At 68.2% G+C, this 15,477-nt stretch carries 9 protein-coding genes; 3 read left to right on the top strand and 6 right to left on the bottom strand.

Going from position 1 to position 15,477, the window contains the following annotated elements:
* Positions 1–31: 31 nt before the first annotated feature.
* Together ACFTS5_RS32290 and ACFTS5_RS32285 are read right to left on the bottom strand one after the other, a co-directional pair.
* A complete protein-coding gene (locus ACFTS5_RS32290; RefSeq protein WP_378638606.1) occupies positions 32–3,571 on the bottom strand; it encodes a protein kinase in 3,540 nt (1,179 codons plus the stop codon).
* Between the two features lie 152 nt (positions 3,572–3,723).
* Positions 3,724–5,010, bottom strand: coding sequence for an esterase-like activity of phytase family protein (locus ACFTS5_RS32285; protein ID WP_378638604.1), 1,287 nt, complete (start codon positions 5,008–5,010; stop codon positions 3,724–3,726).
* 23 nt (positions 5,011–5,033) lie between these two features.
* Between ACFTS5_RS32285 and ACFTS5_RS32280 the strand changes: the two genes are divergently transcribed.
* Entirely contained in the window at positions 5,034–5,399 is a 366-nt protein-coding gene (locus ACFTS5_RS32280; RefSeq protein ID WP_378638601.1) for a cupin domain-containing protein, read from the top strand.
* A 67-nt stretch (positions 5,400–5,466) separates the two neighbouring features.
* Here the strand turns inward: ACFTS5_RS32280 and ACFTS5_RS32275 are convergent, their stop codons facing one another.
* From ACFTS5_RS32275 to ACFTS5_RS32265, 3 genes are all read right to left on the bottom strand, one after another.
* Positions 5,467–7,623 carry a 3-hydroxyacyl-CoA dehydrogenase NAD-binding domain-containing protein gene (locus ACFTS5_RS32275; RefSeq protein WP_358189672.1) on the bottom strand — a complete coding sequence of 719 codons (2,157 nt, stop codon included), beginning with the start codon at positions 7,621–7,623 and terminating at the stop codon, positions 5,467–5,469.
* Positions 7,624–7,666: 43 nt separating this feature from the next.
* A complete protein-coding gene (locus tag ACFTS5_RS32270; protein WP_378638597.1) occupies positions 7,667–8,881 on the bottom strand; it encodes an acetyl-CoA C-acetyltransferase in 1,215 nt (404 codons plus the stop codon).
* Positions 8,882–9,070: 189 nt separating this feature from the next.
* Complete coding sequence (locus tag ACFTS5_RS32265) at positions 9,071–11,683, bottom strand: DNA polymerase III subunit gamma and tau (protein WP_378638595.1); 2,613 nt, start codon at positions 11,681–11,683, stop codon at positions 9,071–9,073.
* Positions 11,684–12,128: 445 nt separating this feature from the next.
* On the opposite strand from ACFTS5_RS32265, the gene ACFTS5_RS32260 reads away from it, so the two are divergent.
* Both ACFTS5_RS32260 and ACFTS5_RS32255 read left to right on the top strand, forming a co-directional pair.
* A complete protein-coding gene (locus tag ACFTS5_RS32260; protein ID WP_378638592.1) occupies positions 12,129–12,953 on the top strand; it encodes a hypothetical protein in 825 nt (274 codons plus the stop codon).
* A 66-nt stretch (positions 12,954–13,019) separates the two neighbouring features.
* Positions 13,020–14,297, top strand: a complete 1,278-nt coding sequence (locus tag ACFTS5_RS32255) for an ammonium transporter (protein WP_378638589.1) — start codon at positions 13,020–13,022, stop codon at positions 14,295–14,297.
* On the opposite strand, the gene ACFTS5_RS32250 is transcribed toward ACFTS5_RS32255, so the two are convergent.
* The gene (locus ACFTS5_RS32250) at positions 14,294–15,319 is read right to left on the bottom strand and encodes a neutral zinc metallopeptidase (RefSeq protein ID WP_378638690.1); all 1,026 of its coding nucleotides are present in this window, start codon (positions 15,317–15,319) and stop codon (positions 14,294–14,296) included. The two genes, ACFTS5_RS32255 and ACFTS5_RS32250, sit on opposite strands and share 4 nt — an antisense overlap.
* Positions 15,320–15,477 lie beyond the last annotated feature (158 nt).

The raw sequence follows: 15,477 nt of genomic DNA, 5'->3' as shown, positions 1-15,477 counted from the left end.
GCTGATCGCGGCCCGGGCTACCGGGCCGCGATCAGGCGAGTAGTTCGTCGAGGAAGTGACCGGGCAGGGCGCGCAGGATCGGATGGTCCTGCCCGTCATGGGATTGCGTGCGCAACACGTGGAGCAGGCCGACGACCCCCGGCCCCGCGTCCAGCAGCGGTCTGGTCCAGCCCAGTTCGGCGCAGGTGCGCAGGACCGGAAGCACCAGCCCGGTCGCCTCCCCGACCCACCCCGCCGACGCGAGACACTCCGCGAGCAGCAAGGTCGCGTCCAATTCCGCCCGCGGACGGCCCTGTTCGAGAGTCTTCGCGTAGATCACCCGCGCGTGGCGGGCCGCGCGATCATCAGCACGCAGCCGTTGCTCGGCCAGTAGCCTCCGAATGTCGGCGATGGCCCGCGCCTCGGTGATCAGCGCGGCGGCGCCCTTCTTGCGCCGTGCGCCGTTACCGGAGCTGTCGGGAACGAAGGTGTCTTCGCCGGTGGGGAATCCGAGCCTGGCCCGCTCGGCCCGCACATGCGCGTCCAGGCGAGCCAAGCCGTTCTCCGCGGCCACTCGCGCGCCTTCGTCGAGGCGGGCCGAGGCGGTGTACTGATCGCCGAGAGCCGCCTTCACCCTGGCACCGACCACGAAGGTCGCGATCAGGAAGTCGACGGGACCGACCCGGGTGACCAGTTCGTGGCTCTCGTCGAGGAGCCGATCTGCCAGCGCCAGATCGCCACGGCGATAGGCCACTTCGCCGAGCAGGGCGGCCGCGATCCGTGCGGCGTCCGAGCGCGGCCCCGACTTGGTGCGCGCGGCCTCGTATGCCTGCTCGAAAGAGGTGGTGGCGGAGGCGATGTCGAGTTGCTCGTAGGCGGCGTCGCCCAGCGCGCACAGCCCGAATACCGGACCGAGTGGGTCCTTGGACTGTGTGTGATAGTCGGCGGCCCAGTCCTGGAGCTCGGTCACCGCGCTGAAGTCGAACTCGCACAGCCGAACGAACGACATCAGATTCGCGGCGGTCGACACCGTCCAGGCGGGCAGATCGCCGGGTTCCTCCAGAATGGGCACCAGACTGTCGGCCACCTCGGCGATGTCGTCGTGGGCTACCCGGTCGGCGGCATCCAGCACCGTTGCCACACAGCGCTGTTCGGTCAGTTCCGGTTCACCGGACGAACTGCGGGCCAGCAGATTCGAGAGCCGGCCGAGCGCGTTGCGGGCGGTCCCCGTCTGCTGCATGTTCATATTCGCCCTGGCCACCGCCATCAACAGCTTCGACCGTGAGGTCACCTGCTGCACAGGTAGTTTCGAGACGGTACCGAGCAGGGTGGCGAGCCGGGATCCGTCGATCAGGTCCATGCCGCCACTCTCGAGCAGGTCGGCGGCGAGTTTGAGATCGGTCGCGGCCAGCGCGTGATCCACCGACTTGCGCAGCAGCTGATGCTCGGCGTACCAGCGAGCGGCCTTGCGGTGCAGGGCTTTCGAACGTCCGGGATGTTCACGGTCGAGACGGGCGCGCAGATGCTCGGCGAACAGCGGTTGCATCCGGTACCACTCCGGATCGTGCTGGATCCGATGCAGGAAGAGCTCACGCTGCTCGGCCTGCTCCAGCATCGCCGCACCATCGGGGACGTCGGCGAGCAGCCCGGCCAGTGACCCGTTCACCCGCTCGACCACCGAGATCGCCATCAGGAACTCCAGCTGCTCGGGCGCCAGCGCGTCGAGCACGTTCTCGGCGAGATACTCGCGCATCCCGTGCCCGCCCTCGGCGAGCGAGGCGAGCAACTGGGCCGGATCGGCCTTACCGCGCAAGGTGAGGCTCACCAGCTGGATCGCGGCGGGCCAGCCGTCGGTCGCGAGGTGGATCTGTTCGACCTGCTCGTCGGTGAGCGCGAAACCGTTGCGCTCCACCAGGATCTGCCGGGTCTCCGATTCGGTGAGCCGCAGCGCGGCCGCGTCCAGCTCGACGAGTTCGTCGCGCACCCGCAACCTGCTGATCGGCAGGCCGGACTGATCGCGGCTGGTGATGACGAACCGCACGTGGTGGCAGCCGTTGTCGAGCAGGGTCGCCATCGCGCGTTGCACGCCGGGATCGCGTACCCGGTGCCAGTCGTCCACCACGACGACCACCGGGCGCCCGCTCGCGTGGATCTCGTCGATCAGGGTGGCGATCACGTAGGCGACCGCGTCGGCGGGCCGCTCCTCCAGAACCTGCTCCAGACCCGCGCCGACATCGGGGCGCACCCGGCGGATGGCCTCGATGAGGTGGGCGAGGAACCAGATTTCGCTGTCGTCGTCCTGGTCGACGCCCAGCCACGCCACCGGAATGTCGCGGGTGGCCAGGTCGGCGCGCCACTGCGTGGCGATGGTGCTCTTGCCGAAACCGGCGGGCGCGTGGATCAGGGCGAGTCGGCGCTCGCCGCCCTCCCGCAGCACGTCGAGCAGGCGCTGGCGCGGGAAGGGTTCGCGTGCGGGCGTGGGCGGGCGGAATTTGGTGGCGGCGGTCGGCGGAAACGTGCCGGTCGTCGAGCTCGGCATGGGCACCGAGGCGCCTGCGGCCTGCAGGGTCAGCGGCCAGCTGCGGCGGCCGGTGACCGACTTCAGGACCTCCGGGGCGTCATCGGTGGTCTCCTCGGAGTCGAGCAATGCCATTTCGTCGGGCATCTGGCCGTGCGCGCGCTGCACGTCGCGGAGCAGTTCGCCGAACTCGTAGGCCGAGGCCGGGCGGTCGGCGGGCTCGGGGGACATGGCCCGTTCGATCACTTCCGCCACGTCGCCGGGGATGTCCTGGGCGCGCAGGTCGGGGACGTGCTGGGTGGTGATGCGCAGGAATTGCGCGACCACCTTCTCCCCCGCCTGGCGTTCGAACGCGGCATGGCCGGTCAGCAGGGCGAACAGGGTCGCGCCGAGGCCGTAGACATCAGACTGCACGGTCGGTTCACTGCCCCTGAGCAATTCCGGCGCGGTGAACGCGGGCGAACCGGTGATCAAGCTGCTCGACGTCTGGAATCCGCCGGGAATGCGGGCGATGCCGAAGTCGGTGAGTTGCGGTTCGCCATACCCGCTGATCAGCACGTTCGCCGGTTTCACATCCCGGTGCAGGATGCCCGCCCGATGCGCCGATTCGATCGCCGCGGCCAGCTTCACTCCGGCGCGCAGGGTGTCCGACCAGGTCAGCGGGCCACGATCGTGGATGAGGCGTTCGAGCGAGCCGCGCGAGGCGTAGGGCATCACGATCAGCGGCAGCCCGGTCTCGGTCACGTCGACCTGCAGGATGTCGACGATATTCGGATGTCCGGACAGCCTGCCCATCGCCTGTTCCTCGCGCAGGAACCGTTCCCGGCTCTCCACATCGATCTCCGAGGACAACACCTTCACCGCGACCACGCGATCCAGCGCCGGCTGCAATGCGCGGTACACCACGCCGAATCCGCCGCGCCCGATCTCCTTGGCCCCCGTGAGTCCCATGGCATCGAGTTCCGCGATCACGGCCTCGTCGGGTACCCCCGGCGCCACCGCCCGCTGCGTATTCAGCCCCACCGGCGCCGCCTCGGCCAGGCCGCGCTCCATACGCGTCTGCTCCGGATCCATGTGACCACCTCTCACCATCGGCGTCACCGGCGTTTCGGTCGGCATGCGGGGAGGTCACCGACATCACCGCACATATCCAAGCTAGCGCGATCCGGCGTCTATCGGGTGGAGATTCGACGCTGTGGCGGCAACGGTTGTCCGAAACCCGCGGTTCAGCGCACCGCGAGCGCGATCAGCTGAGTGCGCTGTTCGGACGCGAAGTTGTTGTCCGCGACCAGCACCAACGTGCGCTCACCCGAGGGCAGTCGCGGGCCCCAGGTCATTCCCTCGATGTTGTCGACGGCCTCGATCCCGAGATCGGCGAGGTCGGCGACGAGCCGCTTGGCCACCGGGCGAGCACCCGCGATCGGCGCGTCGAGCACAGTGCTCGCGGCCGTCGTGTCGATCTCGAAGATCCGCACCCGATTCCCCACCCCCTTGGCGAAAGCCCGTTCGACCACCAGGAATCGGGTCGGATCGACGGTGTCGTCGGCGAGGATCGCGGTGACGCCGTTACTCGCCTGCCCGGCCTCCGGCCGCGACTCGGCGAACACCGGCTCCAGCGGGTACGCGTACTGCGCGAGCACCGGCCCGAACCTGGCCTGGACGGTGATCCGGGTCGTTGCCCCCGCCGTCGTGGTCGCGCCCGGCCCATCTTGGAGCAGCGGCCCCTCCATCGCGGTCACGAACAACGCCCCACCGGCCGCGAACGTCGCCCCCTCGAGCGCCTGGTTCTGCCGTGGCCCCGAATCAGCGCGCATCCGTTCGTTTTCCGGAATCGGCAGCTCGGCGACGAACCCGCCATCCGCGCGGGCCACCCGTACCGAAGGATCGGCGAGCACCTCACCGGCCCGCTCGCCCTCCTGCGTCCAGAAGTAGTCCCCCGTCCACGGATCGACCCGAATATCTTCGGGGTCCACCGATTTCGGCGAATACGTGGCTCCGTCAGCCCGCAGCAGAGGCTTCGTGCCCGTGAAGCCGACGGGGCCGATCCCATCCTCCCCCAACGGAATTCGAGCCGTATACACCCTGGCGGGGCCCTTCTCCGATCGGTCATCGCTGATCAGGACGAATTCGCCGGTGGCGGAACGGTAGTCGATGCCCGACAGCCCGCCGACCACCGTCCCCCCGAATTCGGCATCGTGCCCGACGACCTGCTCCCCCAGCACCCGCACGCCATCGACCGCGGCCCCCGCATCCGGCACCGCGACCCCCGCGACGACAATTCCCAGCACCGCTGCAGCCACCCGACGTCCCATGACCGACAAGCTATCCACCGCACCACACCCCCAGGTGAACACCACCCGAACTGTCGGTCGCCGCCCCACCACCTCGACGCCGCCGAAGCCCGAGCTGGACTCTTGCGTCGCACCGCCGATCGGCGAAGACTTGAACTCTCGGTGGGCGCCGCCGTGGGCCGTGCTGCCCTCCACTCGGTGGACCACGACATCATCGCTCACCACCCGAGCCGAAGTGAGATGTCATGTCCACGCTGGTACGCATGAGTTTCGACGCGCCCGAGGAAACCCGGCCGTTCGAGCAGGGAAAGGGTCGACTCGACCTCGTCAATATGGAAAGCGGCCCGGTGGGCCGCGCGGTCTTCGAACCAGGTTGGCGATGGAGTGAACACGTGAAACCGATCGCGGGCACCGACAGCTGCCAGGCCGCGCACATCGGGTACTGCCTGTCCGGCCGGATCGTGGTGGCGATGGACGACGGCAAAGAGCTGGAGTTCGGGCCCGGCGACGTGATGATCGCGTCCCCCGGCCACGATGCCTGGGTCGTCGGCGACGAACCGTGCGTGGTCCTCGACTGGCAGGGCTACGCCGACTACGCCAAGCCCCGATAACGGCGAACGCCCGCCACCTCACTGAGGTGACGGGCGCCGACCCGGTGCGAAACCGGGAACTACCGACTTACTTGCGCAGCGAGGCCGGGACCTCGAAACGCGGGCCGAACTTCGCGGCCAGCTCATCGGCGCGGGCCACGAAGGCCTCCTGGCCACCGGGGTAGCCGACGATGAACTGGTGCGAGCCACCCGACCAGGCCGGGAAGCCGATGCCGAAGATCGAGCCGATGTTCGCGTCGGCGGTGCTGGTGAGCACGCCTTCGTCGAAGCACTTCTGGGTCTCGATGGCCTCGGCGAACATCATCCGGTCCTTGAGGTCCTGGAAGGTGACACCCTCCGGGAGCTCACGGCTCGAGCTGAAGATCTCGCGCAGCTCGTCCCACAGGCCGGTGGCCTTGCCGTCGACGTACTCGTAGAAGCCCGCGCCGCCCAGCTTGCCCTTGCGGTCGTACTTGTCGATCAGGGTGTTGAGGACCTCGGCGGTCTTCGCGGACGCGGCATTGAGCTCGCCACCGGCAGCAAGGATGGCCTCGGAGGTCTCCTTGTAGATCTTCTGCATGGTGGTGAAGTTCAGCTCGTCGCTGAGCTTCAGCGGCGCGGCCGGGTAGCCCGCCTGCAGACCGGCCTGCTCGACGGTGGCCGGATCGACACCCTCGGCGACCATGGAGATGGCCTCGTTGATGAAGGTACCGATCACGCGCGAGGTGAAGAAGCCACGGCTGTCGTTGACGACGATCGGGGTCTTCTTGATGGCGAGGGTGTAGTCGTACACCCGGGCCAGCGCCTCGTCGGAGGTGTTCTTGCCCTTGATGATCTCCACCAGCGGCATCTTGTCCACGGGGGAGAAGAAGTGGATACCGATGAAGTCCTCGGAGCGCTTCACACCCTCGGAGAGCAGGGTGATCGGCAGGGTCGAGGTGTTCGAGCCGAGCAGAGCATCGGCGTCGACGATGTCCTCGATCTCCTGGAAGACCTTGTTCTTGAGGTCCGGGTTCTCGAACACGGCCTCGATGACGAAGTCGACACCCTTGAAGTCGGCCGCGTCGGCCGACGGGGTGATGCGAGCCAGCAGCGCGTCGGACTTCTCCTGGGTGGTCTTGCCACGCGAGAGTGCCTTGGCCTCGATGGCCTCGGCGTAGCCCTTGCCCTTGACGGCGTTGGCGAGCTCGACGTCCTTGAGCACGACCTCGTAGCCGGCCTTGGCCGAAACGTAGGCGATGCCCGCGCCCATCATGCCGGCGCCGATGACACCGATCTTCTTGATCTCACGCTTGGGCACATCCTCGATGGACGGACGCGAGCCGCCACCGTTGATGTGGTTGAGGTCGAAGAAGAACGCCTGGATCATGTTCTTCGCGACCGGACCGGTCAGCAGGCTCGTGAAGTAACGGCCCTCGATGGTCAGCGCGTTGTCGATGTCGACCTGCGCACCCTCGACCGCCGCGGCCATGATGGCGCGCGGGGCGGGCATGTTGGTGCCCTTGATCTGCTTGCGCAGGTTGGCCGGGAACGCGGGCAGGTTCGCCGCGAAGGCCGGGGTGGACGGGGTGCCGCCGGGGATTCGGTAGCCCTTCTTGTCCCACGGCTGCGCCGCTTCGGGGTTGGCCGCGATCCACACCTTGGCGGCGGGGATCAGTTCCTCGACCGTGGCGACGACCTCGTCGATCAGGCCGATTTCCTTGGCCTTGGTGACGCGGTGACGCTGGCCCTGCAGCAGCACCTGCATCAGCGCGTTCTGCAGGCCGAGCATGCGCACGGTGCGGGTCACGCCGCCGCCGCCGGGCAGCAGGCCCAGGGAGACCTCGGGCAGGCCGATGGCCGAACCCTTGACGTCGGCCGCGATGCGGTAGTGGGTGGCCAGCGCGATCTCCAGGCCGCCACCGAGGGCGGCGCCGTTGATGGCGGCGACGACCGGCTTGCCGAGCTGCTCGAGGCGACGCAGCGGGGCCTTGACGTCGGTGACCATCTTGACGACCTCGGCCGCGTTGTCCGGGCCGACCTTCATCATGTTCTTCAGGTCGCCGCCGGCGAAGAAGGTCTTCTTGCCGGAGGTGATGACGACACCGGTGATGTCGTCCTTCTCCGCCTCGAGGCGGTCGACGGTGGCGTTCATCGACGCGAGGTACGCGTCGTTCATGGTGTTGGCGCCCTGGCTGGGGTCGTCGATAGTGAGGACGACCACGCCGTCGGCGTCCTTCTCCCAGCCGATGATGTTGTCAGTCATAGTTTTTCGTTCTCTCCTATGAGAAGTGAAAGTCGGCCGGAGCTCAGACGCGCTCGATGATGGTGGCGACGCCCATGCCGCCGCCGATGCACAGGGTGATCAGGCCGTAGCGCGCGTTGCGACGCTCCAGCTCGTCGAGCACCGTGCCGGTGATCATCGCGCCGGTGGCACCCAGCGGGTGGCCCATCGCGATCGCGCCACCGTTGACGTTCAGCTTCTCGTCCGGGACGTTCAGGTCCTTCTGGAACTTCAGCACCACGGAGGCGAAGGCCTCGTTGATCTCGACGAGGTCCATGTCCTCGATCGTCAGACCGGCCTTGGCCAGCGCCTTCTTGGCGGCCGGGGTGGGACCGGTCAGCATGATGGTGGAGTCCGCACCGGAGGTGGCGGTCGCGACGACGCGGGCACGCGGGGTCAGACCCGAGTTCTTGCCCGCTTCTTCGGAACCGATCAGCAGCAGGGCGGCGCCGTCGACGATGCCCGAGCTGTTGCCACCGTGGTGGACGTGGTTGATCTTCTCGATGTAGGTGAACTTCTGCAGCGCGACGGCGTCGAAGCCACCCATCTCACCGATGCCGGCGAAGGCCGGGTTCAGCTTGCCGAGGTCGGCGGCGGTGGTGCCGGGACGCATGTGCTCGTCGTTGTCGAGCACGACCAGGCCGTTGATGTCCTTGACCGGGACGATCGACTTGGCGAAGTAGCCGCCGGTGGTCGCCGCGGCGGCCAGGTCCTGCGAGCGCACCGCGTAGGCGTCGACGTCATCGCGGGTGAAGCCCTCGATGGTGGCGATCAGGTCGGCCGAGATGCCCTGGGGCACGAAGTAGCCGTCGTAGTTGGTGGCCGGGTCGAGCGCCCAGGCGCCGCCGTCGGAGCCCATCGGTACGCGCGACATCGACTCGACGCCGCCGGCGATGACGAGGTCGTCGAAGCCGGAGCGAACCTTCTGCGCGGCCAGGTTCACGGCCTCGAGGCCGGAAGCACAGAAGCGGTTGAGCTGGAAGCCACCGACGGTGTCGGGCAGGCCGGCGATGGTGACCGCGGTGCGGGCGATGTCCATGCCCTGGTCACCGACGGGGGTGACCACGCCGAGGATGAGGTCCGAGATCTGGTCCTCGTCGAGGTTCGGGAAGCGGCCACGCAGCTCCTGGATCAGACCAACAGTCAGATCGATCGGCTTGACCGAGTGCAGCGAGCCGTTCTTCTTGCCGCGGCCGCGCGGAGTGCGGATGGCCTCGTAGATGTAGGCCTCTGTGGTCATATCGGAGTGTTTCCTTCCTTGGGGTGCGGTGGCCGCACGAACGCCACGACCAATTGTCTCGACGCCGTACAAATCCCGGCAAACACCAGCGGAGCATAGAACCATGCTCATCCGGTGAAACCGGCCACCCGTTCATACTACCGTGGTGTGCGAACTCCGGTTAACTTAACGCGGTACGGACGGTGGCTGTCAACCATCCAGACTCTTTGCTCCGAACTGTTCACGTAGCAACGCCAGCGCGACCTCGTCCGGGTCTTGACGGTCACCGGGAGCCACCGGCACCGCGGCGGCGGCCAGCATCTCCCGTTCTTCCTCCGGGGTCGGCGGGGCGAGAACGGCGGCACTGCGCGCGGAATCGCCGCCCGACCGGGAGTCGGACCCTTCGTCCGGGCCGGGGTCGTCGGGGAGGTCAGGGAAATCCGGCGGCGGAATGTCATCGTCGGACGGCCGGTTCGCCCGGTTCGGCGACTGATTGCCCGCCGCCTGGCTCGGCCGCGAGAACTTGGGACGTCCCGCGGGCTTGCTCTCCGGATTTCCCGGCCCCCGCGCGGGCCCGGCCTTGGCGGCGGGCGCGGGTCGCGGCGCGGGCGCACCGGTCTCCCAGCGCACATCCAGTTCACGCCCGAGCACGGCCCGCACCGCCGAACGCACCGCCTCGATATTGCGCGGATCGGACAACCGCTGCGCCAACGGCGCGGCCGGATGCGCGAAAACGATCACCTCGCCCTCGACCCGCGACACCGCCGCCCCCGACAACAGCGCCTGCAAGGTAGCCCCGAACTCCCGCACCCTGCCCTTGATCTCCGGCCACGCGGCATCGACGATCCCGACCAGATCCTCGGTGGGTGCCGCGCCGACCTGCGGCGCCGCCTGCGCGGCGACAGACTCGACCCGCGGCGGCGCGTCGGCGTCGCCCAGGTCGGGTTCTGGCTGAGCCGACGAATCCGCCTGCGACGCTGCTGCTTCCGATGCCGGAGTCGAGTCGTTGTCCGCGCGAGGCGTGTCACTGCCGGTCGACGGCCTGGAGAACCGTTCGGGGCCCGAGCCTTCCGATCGAAGGCCGGAGTCGGACTGCGCGGGGCGGTCCGCTTCGACCGGGGGAACCTCTGCCGCAAGCTGTTGGGGAGCAACCCCTTCCGCAGGGGTATCGACGTCGCTCCGCCCAGAATCGATCGGTGGCGCGGCGGGGGTTGGCGACTCAGGCGTCGCCGGGGGCACGCTCGGTGCGGTAGTCACCGGTGACGGCGGCACGGCCGGCGCCGTCGGCGCGGCCGATACGGGTGACTCGGCCGCTTTGGGCGGCGTAACCGATGTGGACGGCGCGGGTGCAGATGCGGCCGGGGGCACGCTCGATGCGGAAGTCACCGGTGACGGCGGTGCGGACTCGGCGATCGGCGCAGCCTCATCAGGGGGCGGTGCGGAAGTTCTGGGCGCGGCCGGGGTGGCGGCCTTCTGCTCCGCGGCGACGGGACTCGCGGGGCCGGGCGTCGGCGAACCGCTGGTCGCCGCCCCCTTTTCAGCCAGAGCGGCGGCGAGGAGTTCCGCACCACTACGGCGGCTCTCACCACTCGCCGAGGGCACAGCGGGACGTTGCGCAGCAGGCTCACCCGCGGAGGATCCCGGGCGGGCCGAGGCGGGGACCGATCCGCTCGCGAATCCGCGTTCCAGCCGTTCCAGCCGTTGCAGGGTGGCCGACTCGGCGTCGGACACCGACGGCAGCAGCATGCGGGCGCAGATCACTTCGAGGAGCAGGCGCGGGGCGGTGGCGCCGCGCATTTCGCCGAGGCCCTCGTGCAGGAGTTCGGCGTAGCGGGTGAGGGTGGCGGGGCCCAGGCGTTCGGCCTGGTCACGCATTCTTTCCATGACGTCGCCGGGACCGGAGACCAGGCCGCGGTCGGCGGCGTCGGGAACCGCGCGCAGCAGGATCAGGTCGCGCAGCCGTTCGAGCAGGTCGACGGCGAAGCGGCGCGGGTCGTGGCCCGCTTCCATCACCGAATCGACCGTGTTGAACAGGGCCGCACCATCATTAGCGGCCAGCGCGTCGATGGCGTCGTCGATCAGCGCCACGTCGGTGACGCCGAGCAGCGAGACCGCGCGCGGGTAGGTGACACCGTCGGGCCCGGCGCCGGCCAGCAGCTGGTCGAGCACGCTCAGGCTGTCGCGCGGCGAACCACCACCGGCGCGGATGACCAGCGGATACACCGCCTCCTCCACCGGTACGTGCTCCTGCTCGCAGATCTTGCCGAGCAGTCCGCGCATGGTGGCGGGCGGCAGGAGCCGGAACGGATAGTGGTGCGTGCGTGAGCGAATCGTCGGCAGCACCTTGTCCGGCTCGGTGGTGGCGAAGATGAAGATCAGGTGGGCCGGCGGTTCCTCGACGATCTTGAGCAGCGCGTTGAAACCGGCCGTGGTGACCATGTGTGCCTCGTCGACGATGAACACGCGGTAGCGCGACTCGGCGGGCGCGTAGAAGGCGCGATCGCGCAGCTCGCGGGTGTCGTCGACACCACCGTGACTGGCCGCGTCGAGTTCGATCACGTCGAGATTGCCCGAGCCACCCGGCCCGAGCGCCACACACGACGAGCACGTACCGCACGGGGTCGACGTCGGCCCGTCCACGCAGTTCAGCGACCGCGCGAGGATGCGCGCGGACGACGTCTTACCGCAACCACGCGGCCCGGAGAACAGATACGCGTGACTGATCCGTCCGGTATCCAGCGCTGTACTCAGCGGGTCGGTGACGTGCTCCTGACCCACTACTTCTGCGAATGTCGCCGGTCGATACTTCCGGTACAGAGCCACGACCCACAGGCTACCGAGAGCGTCCGACAGGGTTTATCGGCGGATGGCACTGTACCCACGCGCGGTAACGAAGCCTTGATAATGATGTGATCCAAATCACATTGAATTTCGCGGTATGGAGCGTAGGTGCAAAGCGTGCCGCTAGGCGCAACGGCTGAGCTATCGACTGCTGCATACGTGGCGAATCCGCCATCGAACAGTCTGTTGATACTGGTTGCCACGGCAATGCAAACCAATTCCCCGGTTGACGGCCCCTTACCGGATGTAACGAAATAATGAACGGTCGTGACAGCGGCGCAAGTGCCTGGCTACCGTGGATCTCGGCAACTTCGGTGGCCAAACCTTCATCAGGTTGGTGACCCCGGCCGGTCCCTCATCCCGACCGGGGCACAACCTTCGCGCACCGATCGCTCCCCCACCGCACCGACCGGAGGAACGTTTCACCGTGCTGTCGTGTGATGACATCGCAACCGCCTGGCTCGCCCACACCGACTTCGCCGGCGACAACGCCGCAGTCGGGCTACTGAGCCGGGCGATCAGCCCACAAGACTTCGACATCAAACGCGACTCGTTACCCGTCGCTGCCGCAGCCGACCCGGCGACCGCCGACGCCATCCTGCAACTGCTCGAACGCGGGCAGGTGCCGACGATGGCGGCCATTCGCACGCTCACCGCGCAGAACGAGATGCGCCGCGAGGCCGAGCGGATCGAGCGGCTCGGCCGTCGCGCCCAGCGCAGCATCGACGAGTTCGGCCGCGTCCTCGCCCGTCTCGCCGCCGCGCACTGGACCGACCACGATATCGGCCCTACCAGGCGCGATATCCTCGCCGATGCCGAGGTCTGCACGCTCATCGCCGAACGGGTGGGTGAGATCGCGCCGTCGGCGGTCAAGCATCTGTGGCTGATCGAGCGGGCACAGCGCGCGGGCTGGATCGCCTCGAACGCGAGCCCCGGTTCACTGTGCCCGGCACGGCGCTGGCACACCACCAAATACGGCAACCGGGTCTCGCAGAAGCCGGTCAACATGATCGGCAAGCTGGTCGCCGGCTTCGTCGTGGAGCACACCGCCGACCGGGGCAAACCGCCGAGCTGGGCGGTGCTCGCCCGCGACGCGCGCGACGATCGCGGCCGCCGCCTGTTCTTCGACGTGGCCGACGCACATGCCCAGCGACGCTGGCTCACCACCGCCGAGTGGCTCGCGGACGGCGATGACCTGCCCGTTCCCGGCAAGCGCGGCACGCGGGCGCTGGCCAAGGAAAACCGGGGCTAGCGCCGCCATCCGTGGTGAGTGTTCGGTAACTTTCTCGCAACGCATCCACGCGTGAAAGGAGTTACCGTGCCCGCAACGATCGACCCGGCGGCCACTGCTTGGCTACTCGCGGCCACCGCCATGGTGCTGTTGATGACGCCGGCACTGGCCGTCTTCTACGGCGGGATGGTGCGCTCGACCGGCGTGCTGAACATGCTGATGATGAGCTTCATCGCGATCCCGCTGGTCACCGTGGTCTGGCTGGTCGCCGGCTACAGCCTCGCGTTCGGTGACGACGCGGGTGGTGGCCTCATCGGCGATCTCGAGCATCTCGGGCTGGCCGGGATCAATCCCGACTCCGTCCGCGGCACCATTCCGGAACTGCTGTTCGTCACCTTCCAGCTGACGTTCGCGATCCTGACCGCCGCCCTGGTCTCCGGCGCCATCGCCGACCGTGCCAAGTTCGCGGGCTGGATGGTGTTCGTTCCGCTGTGGACGCTGGCGGTGTACGCGCCGATCGCGCACTGGGTCTGGGGACCGGACGGCTGGCTGCTGAACTTCGGCGCGCTCGACTACGCGGGCGGCCTGGTGGTCGAGATCGCCTCCGGCGCTTCCGCACTGGCCCTGGCGCTGGTACTCGGACCGCGAATCGGTTTCAACATCGATGCGATGCGTCCGCACAACCTGCCGTTCGTGCTGCTCGGCGCCGGTCTGCTGTGGTTCGGCTGGTTCGGTTTCAACGCGGGCTCCGCACTGGGCGCCACCGGCACCGCGGCAGCTGTCTTCCTGAACACCCTGGTCGCGGGCAGTCTCGGCATGCTCGGCTGGCTCATCGTCGAACAGATCCGCGACGGCAGGCCGACCACGTTCGGTGCGGCCTCGGGCGCGGTGGCCGGTCTGGTCGCGATCACCCCGTCCTGCGGCGTGGTGAACACTCTCGGTGCGGTGCTGGTCGGCCTGGCCGCCGGCGTGGTGTGTTCGTTCGCGGTCGGCTGGAAACACAAAGCGGGCTACGACGATTCGCTCGACGTGGTCGGCGTGCACTTCGTGGGCGGCATCGTGGGCACGGTCCTGATCGGCCTGCTGGCCACCCAGGTGATGACCGGCGGCGTGAACGGGCTGCTCTACGGCGGCGGCCTCGCCCAGCTCGGCAAGCAGCTCGTCGCGGTCCTGGTGGTGGCGGCCTATGCCTTCGCGGTCTCGTGGATGCTCGGCAAGGGCATCGACAAGATCATCGGCTTCCGCGTGAGCAAGGAAGACGAGACAGCGGGCATCGACTTCGCCCTCCACGCCGAAACCGCCTATGCCGAAGGGGTGCACGGCTCCTCTCCCCGCCGCTTCGGCGAGGGTCACTACGGGACTTAGCTGACTTCGTCGGCTGGTGCCAGCCAGGTGTTGCATTGGAAGTTGCGGTTCTTCGTGTAACCCTGGTTGTACCAATTGCCGTTGTGGTCGGGGGTGCCGTGATCTCGGTGGCGGCCGTTGCCGTCACCGAGGTCGTAGTGGTGCTTCACCGCGGCGTAGCCCTCCTGCGAGGTCCATGAACCGCCTGCTTCCGAAGAGCCGATGTACATGCCGCCGAAACAGCTGGCCTGCAACTCCATTCGACGCGACGTCTCCAGCCCGCCCGCCGACATCGTGCCCTGCTCACGACGCTGATTCGACGACGCCTGCATCACGCCGGTGAGCCCCTGAACGTGGTGACCGTACTCATGCGCGTAGATCGACAGCGCTTCCATCGGCGGATACGGCGTGTTGTGCAGGACCAGCCCCACCGTCGACATGTAGATGGTGCTTGAAGCGCTGCAGTAGAACGCGCCGCTGGACGAGCCACCGCACGGCGATGACAGCTCCGAGGAGTTCTCCGCGACAACAAGCCCCGGACTCTTGAAGGGCAGATTCGCGGCGGCCAAGTTCGACCGCCACATCTGATCGAGGCAGACCTGAGCCGCCGCGAAGAAGGCTTTGGCCACTGCCGCGGCGGTCGACCAGCGCGGCAGATCGCAGTCCATGTTCGTCAGCCCCGCGTCGTCGTCCTTGAACAACGGATGCTGACCGAGGGCGATCACGGGTTGCGGCCCCGCCGGTTTGGTCGTTGTCGGCGTGGTGGTGCGCGCGGTGGTCGTGGCTCGCGCCGACGTGGGATTCGTGGTCGGCACCGGCGAATTCGAGCTGTAGGTGAAACTCGGCGGCGTCGTCTTGGCGACCGAGCCGGGCGAGCTCTGATCGGACAGGGCCACCGCGGCGACCAGCAACCCGATGACCCCGAACACGGTCAACACCGTCAGCACCGCACCGACGGCCCCCGATCCACCGCGACGCGGCGGCGGATACCCCTGCGGCGCATAACCGTACGGCGGCGGCAACGGCCTACCGTAAGGCGGCATCACGGGCCGACCGTACTGTGGCATCTGTCCCCCATACGGCGGCATCTGCCCGCCATACGGCGGCAGGGGCCTACCGTACGGCGGCTGCGGAGGAGGCGGCGGATACATAGAAATCACCTGACAACTGATCACGCACGGACATGGGTAACTCACCGGGA

Origin of the sequence: Nocardia sp. NPDC056952, from assembly GCF_042674185.1 — a bacterium.
Taxonomy (GTDB): Bacteria; Actinomycetota; Actinomycetes; order Mycobacteriales; family Mycobacteriaceae; genus Nocardia.
This window is presented reverse-complemented; position numbering and strand designations above follow the sequence as displayed.

What these genes read in the sequence shown, in the direction of transcription:
- ACFTS5_RS32250 (WP_378638690.1), bottom strand. Translation starts at nt 15,319, where the DNA reads ATGCCGCCTTACGGTAGGCCGTTGCCGCCGCCGTACGGTTATGCGCCG.
- ACFTS5_RS32290 (WP_378638606.1), bottom strand. Translation starts at nt 3,571, where the DNA reads ATGGATCCGGAGCAGACGCGTATGGAGCGCGGCCTGGCCGAGGCGGCG.
- ACFTS5_RS32280 (WP_378638601.1), top strand. Translation starts at nt 5,034, where the DNA reads ATGTCCACGCTGGTACGCATGAGTTTCGACGCGCCCGAGGAAACCCGG.
- ACFTS5_RS32270 (WP_378638597.1), bottom strand. Translation starts at nt 8,881, where the DNA reads ATGACCACAGAGGCCTACATCTACGAGGCCATCCGCACTCCGCGCGGC.
- ACFTS5_RS32275 (WP_358189672.1), bottom strand. Translation starts at nt 7,623, where the DNA reads ATGACTGACAACATCATCGGCTGGGAGAAGGACGCCGACGGCGTGGTC.